Source organism: Pseudomonas taiwanensis, from assembly GCF_013393345.1.
Lineage (GTDB): Bacteria > Pseudomonadota > Gammaproteobacteria > Pseudomonadales > Pseudomonadaceae > Metapseudomonas > Metapseudomonas resinovorans_C.
In genome coordinates this window covers 128,082-146,108 of sequence record NZ_QJRF01000031.1, presented here as the reverse complement: position 1 = coordinate 146,108, position 18,027 = coordinate 128,082, and the positions used below count along the sequence as shown (strand labels likewise).

Sequence of the window (18,027 nt, the reverse complement as noted above, 5' to 3'; positions counted from 1 at the left end):
ATTCCTTGTAGGGATCGCCCTACAAATCACAGCGCGATTGTCGGACATTCACAGCAGCTTGTGCTCGACCGCGTACTTCACCAGGTCCGCGACCGAGTGCAATCCCAGCTTCTGCATCAGGCGGGCCTTGTGGGTGCTCACCGTCTTGCTGCTGACCGCCAGTTGCTGGGCGATTTCATTCACTCCTTCGCCACGCACCAGCCGCTCGAACACCGAGAACTCGCGCTCTGAAAGCAGCGTATGGGCCGGGCGGGCGTCGGTCAGGCCCACCTCGAAGACCATGCGGTCGGCGAGGTCGGGGTCGATGTAGCGGCCTCCCGCGGCCACCTTGCGGATCGCAGTGAGCAACAGGGCCGGATCACTGTCCTTGGTGGCATAGCCGGCAGCGCCGATCTTCAGGGCCCGTGCGGCCATCTGCGCTTCGTCGTGCATGGACAGCACCAGCACCGCCGGCGGATTGCCGAGGGCGCGGATGCGCGGAATGGCCTCCAGGCCGTTGACGCCGGGCATGGAGATGTCCAGCAGCACCACTTCGCAGGGTGTCTGGCGCAAGGCTTCCATCAGTTGCTCGCCATTGCCGGCCTCCCCCGCCACGCAGAGATCCTTGGCCAGGCCGATGAGCTGCTTGATGCCCTCGCGGACGATGGTGTGGTCTTCTGCCACCAATACTCGGATCACGCCACTTTCTCCTTATCCAACGCCACGCGCACGCAAAGGGTCGTGCCCTCGCCCGGCTGGCTCTCGATCTGCAGGCTGCCGCCCAGCATCAGCACGCGCTCGCGCATGCCCACCAGGCCGAACGAACTGCCACTTCTGGTGCCGGGATCGAACCCCCGGCCATCATCACTGATACGCAGGCAGAGCGTGCCGCCCTCTTCACTCAGGCGAACCGCGACAGTATGCGCCTCGGCGTGGCGCATGACGTTGGTCAGCGCCTCCTGCAGCACTCGGAACAGGCCTACTGCCTTGGCGTCGGACAGCTGCGGCAATTGCTCGGGCACTTCCACCAGGCAGGGAATCTGCGTGCGCGCCTCGAATCGCCTGGCCTGCCACTCGATGGCAGAAGCGATGCCGGCATCGAGAATCGGCGGGCGCAGCGCCGTCGCCACGTCGCGCACCAGTTGGAAGAGCTGAGCGATCAGACGCTTCATGCTGTCCAGGCGCTCCTTGAGCCCGGCGTCGAGCCCGGCGTAGGCCAGCTCGCACATGGAAGTTTCCAGCTTCAGGACGGTGAGCACCTGGCCCAGTTCGTCATGCACCTCACGGGCAATGCGTGCCTTCTCTTCTTCGCGCACGCTTTCCAGGTGCGCCGACAAATCCCGGAGCTGCGCGCGAGAAGCTGCCAGCTCCAGTTCGATCTGCTTGTTCTCGGTGATATCCCAGACCACACCGTCCCAGACCGCACGGCCGTCGTCGAAGATCCGCGCACCGGCCTTGATGTCGGCCCAGCGCAGCGCGCCGTCGCGGGTGAGGATGCGGCCCTGCCAGTGCCAATCGCGATCGGCGTCCAGTGCCTGAAGCTGGCTCTGCCAGTAGCCGTCGCGGTCGTCCGGATGAACCAGGCCGCGAATACCACGTCCCGTATCCAGCAACTCACTGGCGCTGTAGCCCACCAGGCCTTCGCTGCCTTCGCCGATGAAGGCGAAATCGGCAGGCGCATCCGCTTTTGGCCGCTCCAGGCGGAATACCAGACCGGGCACGTTGGAAGCGATGCCCTTGAGGCGCGCTTCACTTTCTTCCAGGGCCTCGCGGGCTCGACGGCGCTCGGTGGCATCGGAGAGGAACACCACCAGGTATTCGGAAGAGCCGAAGCGCAGGAAGCTCAGCGACACATCTGCCGGAAGCCAGGCGCCGTCGGGACGCAAGCAACGGGTCTCGAAGCTCAGCGGGCCTTCGTCACTGTTGCGTGCGCGGCGCCAGAGATTGAGCCAGCGATCCATGTTCAGCTCGGGCTGGAAATCCGCCAGGGGGCGATCTGCAAGACTGCCCGGCCGATAACCCAGCATCTGTTCTGCCGCTCGGTTGGCGTAGCGCACGTGGCTGTCCCAGTTCACCCAAAGGATGCCCAGGGTGCTGTGGTCGATGGAAAACTGGGTGAGGCGCAGCGCTTCTTCGGCAGCCTCGCGCAGCTGCAGTGCATGGCGCGAATCCAGCAGTTGCCGCTCCAGCCGACGCTGCTGTCGGCGCAGCCAGGTGATGATGAGGGCCGCAGTGAGCAACAGCACGCCGAGAAACAGACTGAGGTTCTGCCAGAAGCCGCTGGATTCACCGAGGCGAGGATACTTGGGCTGCAGCCAGCGCTCATGCAACTGGTCGAGGTCCTTCGGCGGCAGGTTGCGCAAGGCGATGTCGACGATGGCAGCCAGTTCCGGCCAGTCCCGCCTCGAAGCGACCCGAAGCAGCTGCGGGAAACCGATGTCGCCGACTACTGCGAGCCCGGTGAACTCCTGTTCGCGAGACAGCCGGCTGAGCTGGGCCTCGTCGAGCACGGCATAGCGGACCTGCTCGGCCAGCAACGCCTGCAGGGCCTGCCGCTCGCTGCCCATGGGCTTGAGGTTGAGGTTGGAGTAAGTCGCGCGCAAGTAGTCGGCCACTGGACTCGGCTGGCGCAGGGCAACCGGCGACGTGGCGTCGAGCTGCTCCAGGTCCACCGCGCCATTACCCTCGCGCTCGCCCACCAGCAACTGCGAGACGCGCATGTAGGGATCGGAGAACAGCCACAGGCGCAAACCGGCGGGCGTCTGCCCGAGGCCGGGGGCAAGATCGATCTGTCCGGAGCGCAGTCCCTGTTCCAGTTCGCCCTGACTGTCGTAGGTGCGCCAGACCAACTCGACACCCATGGACCTGGCCAGCCAGTTCATCAACTCGACGTTGGCTCCGGAGAGTTGTTGCAGGCGCCGATCCAACTGGACGTAAGGGGCTTGCAGCACGGCACCCACACGGAGTTGCCCATGGCTCTCGAGCCATTGCCGCTGGCCGTCGTCCAGCGGCAGCGCCGTGGATGCAGCCAAGGCAGGTATCGCCAGGCAGCAGGCGAACAGGAAGGAAAGGAGCGCACGGATCATCGAGGACCAACCGCAACAAGGAGAAACAGCCGACATACCTTACTCCAGCCACGGTCAACCATGCGAAGGCTCGGCCTGACAAAAACCCATCGAGCCATTAGGCTCCTGTTTCCCAGCTCGACCAGGAATGTCCAGATGCCTCGCGCCCTTCGCCTGCCCCTTGCAGCCCTTTGCCTCGCGCTATTGCCTGCCTCACCTGCCGTGCTGGGGGAAGCGGACTCCGCGACAGCGCCCAAGGAACCTGCACCGGCAGTGGAGCGCGCGCCGCTGGAGGAACGTAGCCAGGAGGACTCCACCAGCCTGGAGCGCCAGATCCCGAGCCGGGATCAACAGCGGCTCAATGCTGGCGAAGAGACTTTCCTCGCGCTCTGGCAGCCGGCCAATGTCAGCGCTCCCGAGGGGTTGGTGATCCTGCTGCCCGGCGACGGCGAAACGGCCGACTGGCCGGAGGCGATCGGCCCCTTGCGTCGCGGCTTGCCGAATTCCGGCTGGAGCACCCTCGCCCTGACACTGCCCGACCCCAGCGACGATCCGCTGCCACCACGCCCACTGAAGACCGAGGTACCGACCCAGGCGGAACCGGCGGTGAGCCCCGAGAAAGCCCAGGAAGAAGGCCCGACCAACACCGAGCAGGCCGGAAGTGCCGAACCCAACACCGACCCGGCGCCGCCACCGCTGTCCCGCGACGCCATCCAGAAGACCCAGACGGCACGGGTGTTTGCCCGGATCGAAGCGGCACTCGCCTTCGCGCGCCAGCAGAAGCCCAAGGCCATCGTGCTGCTGGGCCATGGCACTGGTGCCTATTGGGCGGCACAGTTCCTTGCCGCCAATGAGCCGCAGGACGTACGCAATCTTCTGTTGGTAGCGGCGGAGTTGCCTGCTGGCTATGCACCGGCCCTGGAGGACTCACTACCCGAATTGAAACTGGCCACGGGCGACTTCTACTACAAGGACCAGCCGGCCGACCGCGACGCCGCCCTGCGTCGCAGTCACGCGAGCAAGCGGCAGAAGCACCCGGCCTACATCCAGATCGCCATGAAGGGCCTTCCAGGCGACCGCGCCACCGAGCAGGAGCAGCTCATCCGGCGCATTCGTGGCTGGCTGAGCCTGCACCTGGAAGCAGGTACCGGCAAAGCGCCCACGGACGGCTGAAGGCTCAGCGGAATCCGTGACGCTCGCGGATCAGGTTGTAGGCGCTTTGCAATTCGCGGGTGCGGTCGGTCGCGGCACGTACCACCGCAGGGCTGGCACCTGAACCGGCCAACTTGTCCGGGTGGTTCTGGCTGAGCAGGCGGCGGTAGGCCCGCTTGATCACCGCGGGTTCGCAGTCGGCCGTCACGCCCAGCAAGATCAGGGCGTCCCTGTAGCTGTTTGAGCGTTTGGCCGGCAGGCCCTGCGGGGTGTCATAGCCCGCGCCAAGCGCCTCGACCCGGGAAATCGCAAGCCCCAACCAGCCGCCCCATTGCAGGATGAGTTCGCGCTCGCGCTTGCCGATCCGTCCATCTGCCGCAGCCATCTGCCAGCAGCTGCGCAGCAGGCGTTCCACCGTGACCCGCTCGTCCTTCAGCTTGTGCAATGCAAGGTGCAGGTTGTCGCCGCCCGACTTGCCCCGGTTGAAGGCGGCGATGGCCCGCCGGGTGCCCGCTTCGTCCAGCCCGATGCGCTTCATTTCCGATCGCGCCTGCTGGATGTGTGCCTCCTGCACCCGACCATCGCTCTTGGCCAGGCGACCCAACAGGATGAACAACAGGTCCTGCTGATCGATGCCGGGATCGCCACGCAAGCGCGCACGCAACGCCCCCCAGGAATCAAGGTGCAGACGCTGGTCGAGTACATGCCCCAGCAAACCGCCGAGCATGGCTCCCGGGATGTTCGCCAGGGCGAATCCGGCGGCAGCGCCGATCAGGGTAGCGGGCCAGACCAACTCAGGCCTCCGTCATCAGCAGACGTTCGACTTCCGCCAGGCGTTCGTGGGTGCCCACGTCGACCCAACGCCCGGCGAATCGCTCGCCAGTCACCCGGCCCGCGGCCATCGCCTGACGCAGCAACGGCGCCAGCTTGAAGGCCCCTGCCTGACACCCTTCGAACAGACGCGGATGGAGCACGGCGATACCGCTGTAGGTGAGACTCGGTTCGCCTGCCACTGCATCACGCACCCGGCCATTCTCCAGGACAAAGTCGCCGTGGGGATGGTGCGTCGGGTTGTCTACCAGTACCAGATGCGCGAGGCCGTCCAGCGGTCGGCGCAGGTGACTGAATTCGAAGTCGGTCCAGACATCGCCATTCACGATGAGAAAAGGCTCATCGCCCAACAGCGGCAAGGCTTGAAAAATGCCGCCTCCGGTTTCCAGCGGCTCGCCTTCTGCCGAATAACGGATGGACAAGCCGAAGCGCGCACCATCGCCCAGGTGATCTTCGATCTGCTGGCCGAGCCAGGCATGGTTGATCACCAGCTCGTTGAAACCGGCCTTCACCAGAGCCTGGAGGTGAAACTCGATCAGCGGGGTGCCGGCGGCACGAACCAGCGGCTTTGGGGTGTGCAGGGTCAGGGGGCGCATGCGCTCACCCTTGCCCGCCGCGAGGATCATCGCCTTCATGGTTGGACGGCCTCGTCCCGCGGAAGGCTGGCCAACAGTTCACCCAGCTCGGCCAGTTCGGGACGGCGTTCGATCACTTCCTTTATATAGGCAAAGAAGCGCGGCACGTCGCCCAGGTACTTGGGCTTGCCGTCGCGATGGCAGATGCGCGCGAAAATGCCGATGACCTTGAGGTGGCGCTGCACGCCCATCAGGTCGCTGGCACGGCGGAACTCGGCGAAGTCGGACTGAACCGGGATGCCGGCTTCGCGGGCCAGCTTCCAGTAACGCTCCAGCCAGCCGGCGACACGCTCTTCGGGCCAACTGAGGAAGGCGTCCTTGAACAGGCAGGTCACGTCGTAGGTCACCGGACCGTAGACAGCGTCCTGGAAATCCAGCACGCCGGGATTGGGAGTGCTGAGCATCAGGTTGCGCGGCATGTAGTCCCGGTGCACCAGCACCTGCGGCTGCGCCAGGGCGCTGCCGATCAGCAAGTCGGAAATACGCTCCCAGGCAGCCAGGCGCTCACCTTCCAGTTCGATGCCCAGATGATGTTGCAGGTACCACTCGGGGAAAAGCTGCAGCTCGCGACGCAGCAGCGCGTCGTCATAACTGGGCATGGGCACATCGAGGCTGCGCTTCTGGAAGGTCAGCAGCGCTTTCAGGGCATCGTCGAACAAAGAGTCGGCGTTCTCCGCATCGATGACTTCGAGGTAGGTCTGGCGCCCCAGGTCGTCGAGGATCAGGAAGCCTTGCTCCACATCGGCGGCGAGAATGCGCGGCACGTGCACGCCGGCCTCGGCGAGCATTCCGGCCACTTTGACGAAGGGACGGCAATCCTCTCGGGGCGGCGGAGCATCCATCAGGATCAGGGTGCGGCCTTCGGCCTGCCAGCGGAAATAACGACGGAAGCTGGCATCACTGCTGGCTGGAACCAGCTCGGCGGCCGGCACGGGGCCCCAGCCTTCGGCAGCGAACAGGGTGGGCAACTGCTGATCAAGCCACTGGCTCAGCTGCTGAAGTCGCAGGTCTTCATGGTGCATCGGGTGGTCTCCGGCGGCGCTAGCCGTTGTGCGGGTCATGCTTTATTATCCAGCATCTTTTTCAGCCCATCGAGAGGCGTGCGGCCCTAGCGGGTCGAAGGCGCGCAGGAAGCCCGGACTAACAAGATGGCAGTAAGATCCCCCGCGTTTCGTAGAAAGTTCCCCCTGCTGGTGACCGGCAGCCTGCTGGCCCTGCAGCCAGTAGCCACCTCATACGTCGTCGCCGCAGAACAATTCGACTGCCAGGCTTCCACAACTGGCGGGTGGGCATGCGCGCCCAAAGCCAGCACAGAGAGCCTGCCACCGCGCCCCGTGCACAGCGGCAGTGCCGTGAGCTCGACCATTGGCGCCGCTCCCCAGGAAGGTGAAGCCGAAGGCAGCGATACCACGCTGGTGACCGAGGCCGAAGGCAAGGGCCTGGCATCCCGCAGCGCCGATTACAGTCACCTCGACTGGGTGCCGCGCGACAAACTCACGCCCGCGCAACTGGCCGAAGCCGGTCCTTACTGCGCCGGTGCCTACATCGAGCCGCCGCGTCCGGGCATGGATGACAGCACGCCGATGGAGGATGCGCCAACCTACATCTCCGCCAAGGCCTCGCGCTACGAGCAGGAGAAACAGATCGCCACCCTCGCTGGGGACGTCGTCCTGCGCCAAGGCAGCATGCAGGTGGAAGCCAACGAGGCCAACCTGCACCAGGCGGAAAACCGTGGCGAGCTGATCGGTAACGTCAAGCTGCGCGACAAGGGCGCCCTGGTTGTCGGCGATCGCGCCGAACTGCAACTGGACAACGGCGAGGCCAAGGTCGACAACGCCGAATACGTCCTGCACCAGTCGCACACCCGTGGCAGCGCGCTGTACGCCAAGCGCCAGGAAGACGCCATCATCCGCCTGAAGGACGGTACCTATACCCGTTGCGAACCGGGCGATAACGCGTGGCACCTGAAGGGCAACAACATCAAGCTGAACCCGGCCACCGGCTTCGGCACCGCGACCAACGTCACGCTGCGGGTCAAGGACATTCCGGTGTTCTATACCCCGTACATCTATTTCCCGATCGACGACCGTCGCCAGTCCGGCTTCCTGCCGCCGACCATCGGCAGCAGCACCGACACCGGCTTCCTGCTGGTCACGCCGTACTACTTCAACCTGGCGCCGAACTACGACGCCACCCTGTATCCGCGTTACATGTCCAAGCGCGGCCTGCTGATGGAAGGCGAGTTCCGCTACCTGACCCACAGCAGCGAAGGCCAGCTGGGCGCCGCGTATCTCAATGACAAGGAAGATGAGCGCGAGCTCATGTCCGAGTTCGAGGAGAAGCGCTGGCTGTACAACTGGAAGCACATCGGCGGGCTGGACTCCCGGCTGCTGGCGGAGGTCGACTACACCGACATCAGCGATCCGTACTACTTCGACGACCTGGATACCGACCTGGGTGTGGACACCCCCACTTTCGTCAACCAGCGCGGCACCCTGACCTATCGTGGTGATTCCTACACCGCGAGGCTGAATGCCCACGCTTACGAGCTGGCGACGATTTCCGATGCCACTCCGTATGATCGCCTGCCGCAGGTCACCCTGGACGGCGCGCTGCCCTTCCAGCCCGGTGGGCTGAACTTCGGCTACAGCACTGAGTTTGTACGTTTCGACCGGGATTTGCGTAAGGGCGATTTCTTCGACATCGATGGCAACCCAACGCCATGGCTCGACGAAAACACCTTCGGCCTGGCGCGCGCCAATGGTGACCGTACCCACCTTGAACCCAGTGTCAGCCTGCCAATGAACTGGACCTGGGGCTTCCTCAAGCCGCAGGTCAAGTACGCCTATACCCAATATGATCTGAGCCTCGACAGCACCGGCAAGAGCGATCTTGCACTGGTCAACCAGGACTTCGATAGCAATCCGGATCGCCAGCTGCCTATCTACAGTGTCGATAGCGGCCTGTATTTCGACCGCAAGACCCAGTTCTTTGGCAAGAACTACACGCAGACCCTGGAACCGCGCCTGTTCTACCTCTACGTGCCGGAAGAAGACCAGGACGATATTCCGGTCTTCGATACTGGCGAGTACACCTTCAACTACGCCTCGCTGTTCCGCGACAACCGCTTCTCCGGCCGTGATCGCATCGGCGACGCCAACCAGGTCTCTCTGGGCGTGACCAACCGCTGGATCGAGTCCAATGGCTTCGAGCGCCAGCGCTTCAGCATCGGCCAGGCGTTCTACTTCCAGGATCGGAAGGTACAACTGCCGGGTATCGACGCCGACACCCGTGCCGACGCCCAGGCCTCGGTTTCACCTTACGCGCTGGAATACCTGTACCGTTTCAACCGCGACTGGCGCCTTACCTCGGACTTCAACTGGGACCCGGATTCCCATCGCACCCGCTCCGGCAGCGCGATGTTCCACTACCAGCCTGAAGACAATCCGAACAAGGTGATCAACGCGGGCTATCGCTACCGCAATGACACCATCCGGTACGACCAGACGACTGGCCAATGGACGTTCAGCCCCGACTACGGCAATCCGACGTTGGCGAATGGCCAGCCCAACCCCAACTTCATCAAGGACTACTACAAGATCAGCCAGCACGACTTCTCCGTCATCTGGCCGATCGTCCCGCAGTGGAGTGCTCTGGCTCGCTGGCAGTATGACTACAGCCAGAACCGTACCCTGGAAGCCTTTGGCGGCTTCGAGTACGACAGTTGCTGCTGGAAGCTGCGCCTGATCAACCGCTACTGGGTCGACTACGACGAATTCGACCAGACCCCGGATACGACCAACGAAAGTGGCGATCACGGGATCTTCCTGCAAATCGTCCTGAAGGGTCTCGGTGGCGTCGTGGGCAACCAGACCGAAAGCTTCCTGGAAAAAGGCATCCAAGGTTACCGTGAACGTGAAGACCAAGCTCTCTGATTGTCTGCGCCCGCTGCTGTTGGGCGCCATGCTACTCGGCGGCCTCGTGCACGCCGATGTTCGCTCCATCGACCGCGTGGTCGCCATTGTCGATAACGATGTGATCATGCAGAGCCAGCTCGACCAGCGCCTGCGTGAAGTGCAGCAGACCATTGCCAAGCGCGGCGCCTCGCTGCCGCCTGAGCATGTGCTCAGCCAGCAGGTGCTGGAACGCCTGATCATCGAGAACATCCAGCTGCAGATCGGCGACCGCTCCGGCATCCGTATCGCCGACGAAGAACTGAACCAGGCCATCGAAGCCATCGCCCAGCGCAATGGCATGACGGTCGACCAGTTCCGCGGTGCGCTCGCCCGCGACGGCCTGTCCTATGACGACGCGCGCGACCAGGTTCGTCGCGAGATGGTCATCAGCCGTGTACGCCAGCGTCGCGTCGCCGAACGTATCCAGGTCACCGATCAGGAAGTGCAGAACTTCCTGGCCTCCGACATGGGCAAGATCCAGCTGTCCGAAGAGTTCCGCCTGGCCAATATCCTGATCCCGGTACCGGAAGGCTCCTCGCCCAGCACCATTCAGGCTGCCGAGCGCCAGGCCCAGGAGCTGCACCAGCAGCTGCAACAGGGTGCCGACTTCGCCCAGCTGGCCATCTCCCGCTCCGCCGGCGAAACCGCCCTGGAGGGCGGCGAGATCGGCTGGCGCAAGGCTGCTCAACTGCCCCCGCCCTTCGACGCCATGATCAGCGCCCTGCAGCCCGGCCAGGTGACCGATCCGGTTCGCACCCCGGGTGGCTTCATCATCCTGAAGCTGCTGGACAAGCGCGGCGGCGACACCCTGGTTCGCGACGAAGTACACGTCCGCCACATCCTGCTCAAGCCCAGCGAAATTCGCAGCGAAGCAGACACCAAGCGACTTGCCGAGCGTCTTTACGAGCGCATCCAGTCCGGCGAAGACTTCGCTGAACTGGCGAAAAGCTTCTCCGAAGACCCGGGTTCGGCCCTCAACGGCGGCGACCTGAACTGGATCGACCCCAACGCCCTGGTGCCGGAATTCCGCGAAGTCATGGGCAAGACGCCAGCCGGCGAGCTGTCCAAGCCGTTCAAGAGCGCCTATGGCTGGCACGTACTGGAAGTGCTGGGCCGCCGCGCCACCGACAGCAGCGAGAAGTTCCGCGAACAGCAGGCCATGAACATCCTGCGCAATCGCAAGTACGACGAAGAGCTGCAGGCCTGGCTGCGTCAGATCCGCGACGAAGCGTACGTCGAAACCAAGCTGTAAATCCCGAGCGAGTCTCAGTCGTGCGCTGGCGGTACAATCCCCGCCAGCGTATCGGCCCCCTGCACAGGACTCGCCATGACATCCCTTCGTTTCGCCCTCACTCCCGGTGAACCCGCCGGCATCGGCCCCGACCTCTGCCTGCTGCTTTCCCGCTCCGCCCAACCCCATGCACTCATCGCCATCGCCAGCCGCGATTTACTCGAGAAGCGCGCCGGCGAATTGGGTCTCTCCATCCAGCTGATCGCGGTCGATCCCGCTGAACTTCCGGATGCACCTGCGCCTGCCGGCAGCCTCTACGTCTGGGACACCCCCCTGCGAGCCGCAGTCGACCCGGGACAACTGGCACCGGCAAACGCCGACTATGTACTGGACACCCTCACCCGTGCGGGCCAAGGCTGCCTCGACGGCCTCTTCGCCGGGATGATCACCGCTCCCGTGCACAAAGGCGTGATCAACGAGGCCGGCATCGCCTTCTCCGGACATACCGAGTTCCTCGCGGAGCTCACCGCGACGCGCCAGGTGGTGATGATGCTGGCGACTCGTGGCCTGCGGGTCGCGCTGGTAACCACGCACCTGCCACTCAAGGACGTCGCAGCGGCCATTACCCCGGACCGCTTGCAACGGGTCAGCCGCATCCTGCATGCCGACCTGGTGAACAAGTTCGGCATCGCTCAGCCACGCATCCTGGTTTGCGGCCTGAATCCCCACGCTGGTGAAGGGGGCCACCTCGGCCGGGAGGAGCTGGAGGTCATCGAGCCAACCCTGGAAGGCCTGCGCGCCGAAGGCTTGAACCTGATCGGCCCGCTGCCGGCGGACACCCTGTTCACGCCGAAGCACCTCGAACACTGCGACGCCGTGCTCGCCATGTACCACGACCAGGGCCTGCCAGTGCTCAAGTACAAGGGCTTCGGCGCCGCGGTGAACGTCACCCTGGGCCTGCCGATCATTCGCACCTCGGTGGACCACGGTACTGCCCTTGACCTGGCCGGCACCGGCCGGATCGACTGCGGCAGCCTCGAGGTCGCGCTGGAGACCGCCTACCAGATGGCCGCCGCGCAGCAACGCAGCCATTGAGCCCCCGCGCCGCTTTGATGCTCCAGCCTTAGGCGGCGCGGGCCCGCGCCTGATAAACTGCGCGATTCAGTTTCCACGCCAGGCCCTCCGGCCTGGCCCCAAGGCCCGGAGCCTTCGATGTCCGAACACTACCAACACCGCGCGCGCAAGCGTTTCGGCCAGAACTTCCTGCATGACGCTGGCGTCATCTATCGCATCCTGCGCAGCATCCATGCCCGCGAAGGCGAGCGCCTGCTGGAAATCGGCCCGGGCCAGGGCGCCCTTACCGAAGGTTTGCTCAGTAGCGGTGCCCAGCTCGATGTGATCGAGCTGGACCTCGACCTGATCCCCATCCTGCAGCACAAGTTCGGTCAGTTACCCAACTTCCGCCTCAACCAGGGCGATGCGCTGAAGTTCGACTTCCGCCGGCTCGATGCCGCACCGCACAGCCTGCGTGTGGTGGGTAACCTGCCGTACAACATCTCCACGCCGTTGATCTTCCACCTGCTTGCCCACGCGGACCTGATCCGCGACATGCACTTCATGCTGCAGAAGGAAGTGGTGGAGCGCCTGGCCGCCGAGCCGGGTGGCGGCGACTGGGGCCGGCTTTCGATCATGGTCCAGTACCACTGTCGCGTGGAGCACCTGTTCAATGTCGGACCGGGCGCATTCAACCCGCCGCCCAAGGTGGATTCGGCCATCGTGAGACTGGTGCCGCACGAAGTCCTGCCGCATCCGGCCAAAGATGTCGCCATGCTTGAGCGCGTCGTGCGCGAAGCCTTCAATCAGCGGCGCAAGACTCTGCGCAATACCCTCAAGGGCCTTCTTGACGCTGCCGCTATCGACGCAGCGGGTGTCGACGGCGGTCTGCGTCCGGAGCAACTGGACCTCGCTGCCTTTGTCCGCCTGGCTGATCAACTGGCTGCGGCGGATCCCAAACCCTAGACTCCATATCCAGCTACTCGAGAGCCTTCGCGTGTCCGATCCCCGATATAAGGTCGACGTCAGCGTCGTCACCCGCTTCCTCCCGGAACAATCGCAGCCGGACGAGAATCGCTTTGCCTTCGCCTACACCGTGACCATCCACAACAATGGCGAGCTGCCGGCCAAGCTGCTCACCCGCCATTGGGTGATCACCGACGGCGACGGCCACGTACAGGAAGTCCGTGGTGCCGGCGTAGTTGGCCAGCAGCCCCTGATCGCCCCGGGCGCCAGCCACACCTATACCAGCGGGACCGTCATGGCCACGCGGGTCGGCAGCATGCAGGGCAGCTATCAGATGGTCGCCGACGACGGCAAACGCTTTGACGCCATCATCGCGCCCTTCAGCCTCGCCGTCCCCGGCTCTCTGCACTGAGAGCACCGGCATGACGACCTATGCGGTTGGCGATCTCCAGGGTTGCCTGGATCAGCTGAAGTGCCTGCTTGAGCAAGTACGATTCGATCCGGCAAAGGATGAGCTGTGGCTGGTGGGTGATCTGGTCAATCGGGGCCCGAAGTCCCTGGAGACCCTGCGCTTCCTCTATTCGATCCGCGATTCGGTAGTGTGCGTGCTTGGCAACCACGACCTGCACCTGCTGGCCGTGGCCAACAACATCGAACGACTGCGCAAGGCCGATACCTTGCGCGAGATCCTCGACGCACCGGACCGTGCCGAACTGCTCGACTGGCTGCGCCAGCAGAAGCTGCTGCACTACGACGAGCAACGGGATATCGCCCTCGTTCACGCCGGCATCCCGCCCCAGTGGTCGCTCAAGAAGGCGCTGAAACGCGCTGCCGAGGTGGAAGAGGCCTTGCGGGACGACGCACGCCTACCTCTGTTCCTCGACGGCATGTACGGCAACGAACCGGCCAGATGGGATGGTGATCTGCAAGGTGTCACGCGCCTGCGGGTGATCACCAACTACTTCACGCGCATGCGCTTCTGCCGTGCCGACGGCACCCTGGACCTCAAGTCGAAGGAAGGCCTGGACACTGCGCCTCCGGGATACTCCCCCTGGTTCAGCTTCCCCGAGCGCAAGACCCGTGGGCAGAAGATCATCTTCGGCCACTGGGCGGCCCTGGAAGGCAATTGCAACGAACCCGGCCTGTACGCCCTCGACACTGGCTGCGTCTGGGGCGGCAGCTTGACTCTTTTGAACATCGACAGTGGCGAGCAGATCAGCTGCAGCTGCGAGGAGAACCGCCATGAGTGAATTCCAACGCATCCCGCCCGAACAGGCGCAAACCCTGCGCGAACACGGCGCCGTAGTGGTGGACATCCGCGATCCGCAGAGCTTCGCCCTGGGCCATATCAGCGGCTCGCACCACCTGGACAACTACTCCCTGCCCGACTTCATCGCCAAGGCCGACTTCGACAAGCCGCTGATCGTCACCTGCTATCACGGCAACTCCAGCCAGGGCGCGGCCGCCTACCTCGCCCATCAGGGTTTCTCCGAGGTCTACAGCCTCGATGGCGGCTTCGAACTGTGGCGGAGCGTCTATCCCGGGGAAGTCGCCCAGGGCAACCTCGAATAAAAAATTTTCGGTGAGGCGCAACCCCGCGCCATCACTGGCTTGGCGTCACTTCTCCGACGGACGGTAATCCCCTGTTATCGTTCCGTAATGCTTGACCTTGCCGATAACGAACTACTCTTAGCTCAGGCCATCCAAAAAAGGGGAGAGCCGGTACACCGGTTCCGGGCCATCGGCAGCGACCATTCAGGTGTTCTGGGGGAATTCAATCGGCCGACCTTCTTCGGCTGACTGCCCGCACCCGCACAACCGACCCCGCGCCGGCTTCCTGATTCCAGCGAGGTGACGTCATGAGCATTTTCAGCCACTTCCAACAACGCTTCGAAGCGACTCGCCAGGAGGAATATTCCCTTCAGGAATACCTCGACCTGTGCAAACAGGACCGCAGTGCCTACGCCACCGCCGCCGAACGTATGCTCATGGCAATCGGTGACCCGGAACTGCTCGACACCTCGCTCGATCCGAGGCTGTCACGGATCTTCTCCAACAAGGTGATCCGTCGTTATCCGGCCTTTGCCGACTTCCATGGCATGGAAGAGTGCATCGACCAGATCGTTTCCTACTTCCGCCATGCTGCCCAAGGCCTGGAAGAGAAGAAGCAGATCCTCTATCTCCTCGGCCCGGTAGGTGGCGGCAAGTCCTCCCTGGCAGAGAAGCTGAAGCAGCTCATGGAGCGCGTTCCTTTTTATGCCATCAAGGGATCGCCCGTCTTCGAGTCGCCCCTGGGTCTGTTCAATGCCGATGAAGACGGCGCCATTCTCGAAGAGGAATACGGCATCCCGCGGCGTTACCTGCGCTCGGTAATCTCGCCCTGGGCGACCAAGCGCCTGAACGAGTTCGGCGGCGACATCAGCAAGTTCCGCGTGGTCAAGCTCTACCCCTCGATCCTCAACCAGATCGCCATTGCCAAGACCGAGCCCGGCGACGAGAACAACCAGGACATTTCCGCCCTGGTGGGCAAGGTGGATATCCGCAAGCTCGAGGAATTCCCGCAGAACGACGCCGACGCCTACAGCTTCTCGGGCGCGCTGTGCCGGGCCAACCAGGGCCTGATGGAATTCGTCGAGATGTTCAAGGCGCCGATCAAGGTGCTGCACCCGTTGCTGACCGCCACCCAGGAAGGCAACTACAACAGCACCGAGGGGCTGGGCGGTTTGCCGTTCAGCGGCATCATCCTGGCCCACTCAAACGAATCGGAATGGCACAGCTTCCGCAACAACAAGAACAACGAGGCCTTCATCGACCGGATCTACATCGTCAAGGTGCCCTACTGCCTCCGGGTCGCCGACGAGATCAAGATCTACGACAAGCTGCTCATCGGCAGCTCCCTGGCCCACGCCCACTGCGCACCGGACACCCTGCGCATGCTGGCGCAGTTCTCCGTGCTGTCGCGCCTGAAGGAGCCGGAAAACTCCAACATCTATTCGAAGATGCGTGTCTACGATGGTGAGAACCTCAAGGACACAGATCCGAAAGCGAAGTCGATTCAGGAGTATCGCGATACGGCAGGCGTGGACGAAGGCATGAACGGCCTGTCGACCCGCTTCGCCTTCAAGATCCTCTCCAAGGTGTTCAACTTCGACCCGCACGAAGTGGCAGCCAACCCGGTGCACCTCCTTTATGTGCTGGAACAGCAGATCGAACAGGAGCAGTTCCCGGCCGAAATGCGCGAGCGCTACTTGCGCTACATCAAGGAGTACCTGGCGCCGCGCTACATCGAGTTCATCGGCAAGGAAATCCAGACTGCCTACCTGGAGTCCTACAGTGAATACGGCCAGAACATCTTCGACCGCTATGTGCTGTATGCGGATTTCTGGATCCAGGATCAGGAATACCGCGACCCGGAAACCGGCGAAATCCTCAATCGCGTCGCCCTGAACGAGGAACTGGAGAAAATCGAGAAGCCCGCCGGCATCAGCAACCCGAAGGATTTCCGCAACGAAATCGTCAACTTCGTGCTGCGCGCCCGGGCCAACAACAACGGCAAGAACCCCAGCTGGCTCAGCTACGAGAAGCTGCGCGTGGTCATCGAGAAGAAAATGTTCTCCAACACCGAAGATCTCCTGCCGGTCATCAGCTTCAATGCCAAGGGGAGCAAGGAGGAGCAGCAAAAGCACAACGACTTCGTCAAACGCATGGTCGAGCGCGGCTATACGGAGAAACAGGTACGCCTGCTGTCCGAATGGTACCTGCGGGTACGCAAGTCGCAGTAAAACAGTCTCAAGCTGCAAGTCAGGAACACGCCAGCCGGAGGCGCCGTATCGTACGGCGTCCTCCGCGCTTTGCAGCCTGAAGCTCCCCGGAGGGGTCTATGAGCTACGTCATCGACAGGCGATTGAACGGCAAGAACAAGAGCACCGTGAACCGGCAACGGTTCCTGCGGCGCTACCGCGAGCACATCAAGAAGGCCGTGGAGGAGGCCGTCAGCCGCCGTTCCATCACCGACATGGAGCATGGCGAACAGATCAGCATTCCCGGTCGTGACATCGACGAGCCCGTTTTGCACCACGGTCGTGGTGGTCGCCAGACCATCGTCCACCCCGGCAACAAGGAATTCACCACCGGTGACCGTATCCCCCGACCCCAGGGCGGCGGCGGTGGGCGCGGGGGCGGCAAGGCCAGCAATCAGGGCGAGGGAATGGACGACTTCGTCTTCCAGATCACCCAGGAGGAATTCCTCGACTTCATGTTCGAGGACCTCGAGCTGCCCAACCTGGTAAAGCGCCACCTCACCGGGTCCGACACCTTCAAGACCGTGCGAGCGGGCATCAGCAACGAAGGCAACCCGTCGCGCATCAATATCGTCCGTACCCTGCGTTCGGCCCACGCCCGCCGGATCGCGCTCTCCGGCAGCAGTCGCGGCAAGCTGAAGGTAGCGAGAGCGGAGCTGGAACGCCTGAAACGCGAGGAACCGGACAACTTCGGCGATATCCAGGAACTTGAGGCAGAAATCGCCAGGCTTCGCGCCAGGATCGAGCGAGTCCCCTTCCTCGACACCTTCGACCTCAAGTACAACCTGCTGGTCAAGCAGCCCAACCCATCGTCCAAGGCGGTGATGTTCTGCCTGATGGACGTCTCGGGCTCCATGACCCAGGCCACCAAGGACATCGCCAAGCGCTTCTTCATCCTCCTTTATCTCTTCCTCAAGCGGAACTACGACAAGATCGAGGTCGTGTTCATCCGCCACCACACCAGCGCCCGCGAGGTGGACGAGGAAGAGTTCTTCTACTCCCGGGAAACCGGCGGCACCATCGTCTCCAGCGCGCTCAAGCTGATGCAGGAGATCATGGCCGAGCGCTACCCCATCAATGAATGGAATATCTATGCCGCCCAGGCTTCGGACGGCGACAACTGGAACGACGATTCACCCATCTGCCGGGATATCCTGATCAAGCAGATCATGCCGTTCGTGCAGTACTACACCTACGTCGAGATCACTCCGCGCGAGCATCAGGCGCTGTGGTACGAGTACGAGCAGGTCTGCGAAGCGTTCGGCGATACCTTCGCCCAGCAACAGATCGTCTCGGCGGCGGATATCTACCCGGTGTTCCGCGAGCTGTTCCATCGCAGGCTCGTGACCTGAGGGGAGG

15 protein-coding genes are annotated in these 18,027 nt (G+C 63.4%); 10 read left to right on the top strand and 5 right to left on the bottom strand.

What is annotated here, in order from left to right:
• Positions 1 to 48 precede the first annotated feature (48 nt).
• Complete coding sequence (locus DM872_RS03365; RefSeq protein WP_179058124.1) at positions 49 to 678, bottom strand: response regulator; 630 nt, start codon at positions 676 to 678, stop codon at positions 49 to 51.
• Positions 675 to 3,065, bottom strand: coding sequence for a PAS domain-containing sensor histidine kinase (locus DM872_RS03360; RefSeq protein WP_179058123.1), 2,391 nt, complete (start codon positions 3,063 to 3,065; stop codon positions 675 to 677). Before DM872_RS03360 ends, DM872_RS03365 begins: the two co-directional genes overlap by 4 nt.
• Positions 3,066 to 3,200: 135 nt before the next feature.
• Between DM872_RS03360 and DM872_RS03355 the strand changes: the two genes are divergently transcribed.
• The gene (locus DM872_RS03355) at positions 3,201 to 4,217 is read left to right on the top strand and encodes an alpha/beta hydrolase family protein (RefSeq protein WP_179058122.1); all 1,017 of its coding nucleotides are present in this window, start codon (positions 3,201 to 3,203) and stop codon (positions 4,215 to 4,217) included.
• Positions 4,218 to 4,221: 4 nt separating this feature from the next.
• Here DM872_RS03355 and DM872_RS03350 read toward each other — a convergent pair whose 3' ends face one another.
• Genes DM872_RS03350 through DM872_RS03340 form a run of 3 tightly spaced genes read right to left on the bottom strand, consistent with a single transcriptional unit; the run spans position 4,222 to position 6,684 of the window.
• Entirely contained in the window at positions 4,222 to 4,989 is a 768-nt protein-coding gene (locus DM872_RS03350; RefSeq protein WP_179058121.1) for a TerB family tellurite resistance protein, read from the bottom strand.
• A gap of 1 nt (position 4,990) precedes the next feature.
• Positions 4,991 to 5,662, bottom strand: a complete 672-nt coding sequence (gene murU / locus DM872_RS03345; RefSeq protein ID WP_179058120.1) for an N-acetylmuramate alpha-1-phosphate uridylyltransferase MurU — start codon at positions 5,660 to 5,662, stop codon at positions 4,991 to 4,993.
• Positions 5,659 to 6,684: an aminoglycoside phosphotransferase family protein gene (locus DM872_RS03340; RefSeq protein ID WP_179058152.1), complete on the bottom strand. Its 1,026-nt coding sequence runs from the start codon at positions 6,682 to 6,684 to the stop codon at positions 5,659 to 5,661. The genes murU and DM872_RS03340 overlap by 4 nt, the downstream gene beginning before the upstream one ends.
• Before the next feature lie 126 nt (positions 6,685 to 6,810).
• Here DM872_RS03340 and DM872_RS03335 point away from each other — a divergent pair, with 126 nt between their 5' ends.
• From DM872_RS03335 to DM872_RS03295, 9 genes are all read left to right on the top strand, one after another.
• Positions 6,811 to 9,597: an LPS-assembly protein LptD gene (locus DM872_RS03335; protein WP_179058119.1), complete on the top strand. Its 2,787-nt coding sequence runs from the start codon at positions 6,811 to 6,813 to the stop codon at positions 9,595 to 9,597.
• Positions 9,578 to 10,870 carry a peptidylprolyl isomerase gene (locus tag DM872_RS03330; protein WP_179058118.1) on the top strand — a complete coding sequence of 431 codons (1,293 nt, stop codon included), beginning with the start codon at positions 9,578 to 9,580 and terminating at the stop codon, positions 10,868 to 10,870. The genes DM872_RS03335 and DM872_RS03330 overlap by 20 nt, the downstream gene beginning before the upstream one ends.
• Before the next feature lie 75 nt (positions 10,871 to 10,945).
• Entirely contained in the window at positions 10,946 to 11,944 is a 999-nt protein-coding gene (pdxA, locus tag DM872_RS03325) for a 4-hydroxythreonine-4-phosphate dehydrogenase PdxA (protein WP_179058117.1), read from the top strand.
• Between the two features lie 117 nt (positions 11,945 to 12,061).
• A complete protein-coding gene (gene rsmA, locus DM872_RS03320; RefSeq protein WP_179058116.1) occupies positions 12,062 to 12,868 on the top strand; it encodes a 16S rRNA (adenine(1518)-N(6)/adenine(1519)-N(6))-dimethyltransferase RsmA in 807 nt (268 codons plus the stop codon).
• A gap of 31 nt (positions 12,869 to 12,899) precedes the next feature.
• The gene (gene apaG / locus DM872_RS03315) at positions 12,900 to 13,280 is read left to right on the top strand and encodes a Co2+/Mg2+ efflux protein ApaG (protein ID WP_179058115.1); all 381 of its coding nucleotides are present in this window, start codon (positions 12,900 to 12,902) and stop codon (positions 13,278 to 13,280) included.
• Between the two features lie 10 nt (positions 13,281 to 13,290).
• Positions 13,291 to 14,118: a symmetrical bis(5'-nucleosyl)-tetraphosphatase gene (locus DM872_RS03310; RefSeq protein WP_179058114.1), complete on the top strand. Its 828-nt coding sequence runs from the start codon at positions 13,291 to 13,293 to the stop codon at positions 14,116 to 14,118.
• Positions 14,111 to 14,440 carry a thiosulfate sulfurtransferase GlpE gene (gene glpE / locus DM872_RS03305; protein WP_179058113.1) on the top strand — a complete coding sequence of 110 codons (330 nt, stop codon included), beginning with the start codon at positions 14,111 to 14,113 and terminating at the stop codon, positions 14,438 to 14,440. Before DM872_RS03310 ends, glpE begins: the two co-directional genes overlap by 8 nt.
• Positions 14,441 to 14,727: 287 nt before the next feature.
• On the top strand, positions 14,728 to 16,650 hold the full coding sequence (locus DM872_RS03300; RefSeq protein ID WP_179058112.1) for a PrkA family serine protein kinase: 1,923 nt from the start codon (positions 14,728 to 14,730) through the stop codon (positions 16,648 to 16,650).
• A 98-nt stretch (positions 16,651 to 16,748) separates the two neighbouring features.
• A complete protein-coding gene (locus tag DM872_RS03295; protein ID WP_179058111.1) occupies positions 16,749 to 18,020 on the top strand; it encodes a YeaH/YhbH family protein in 1,272 nt (423 codons plus the stop codon).
• Positions 18,021 to 18,027: the final 7 nt, after the last annotated feature.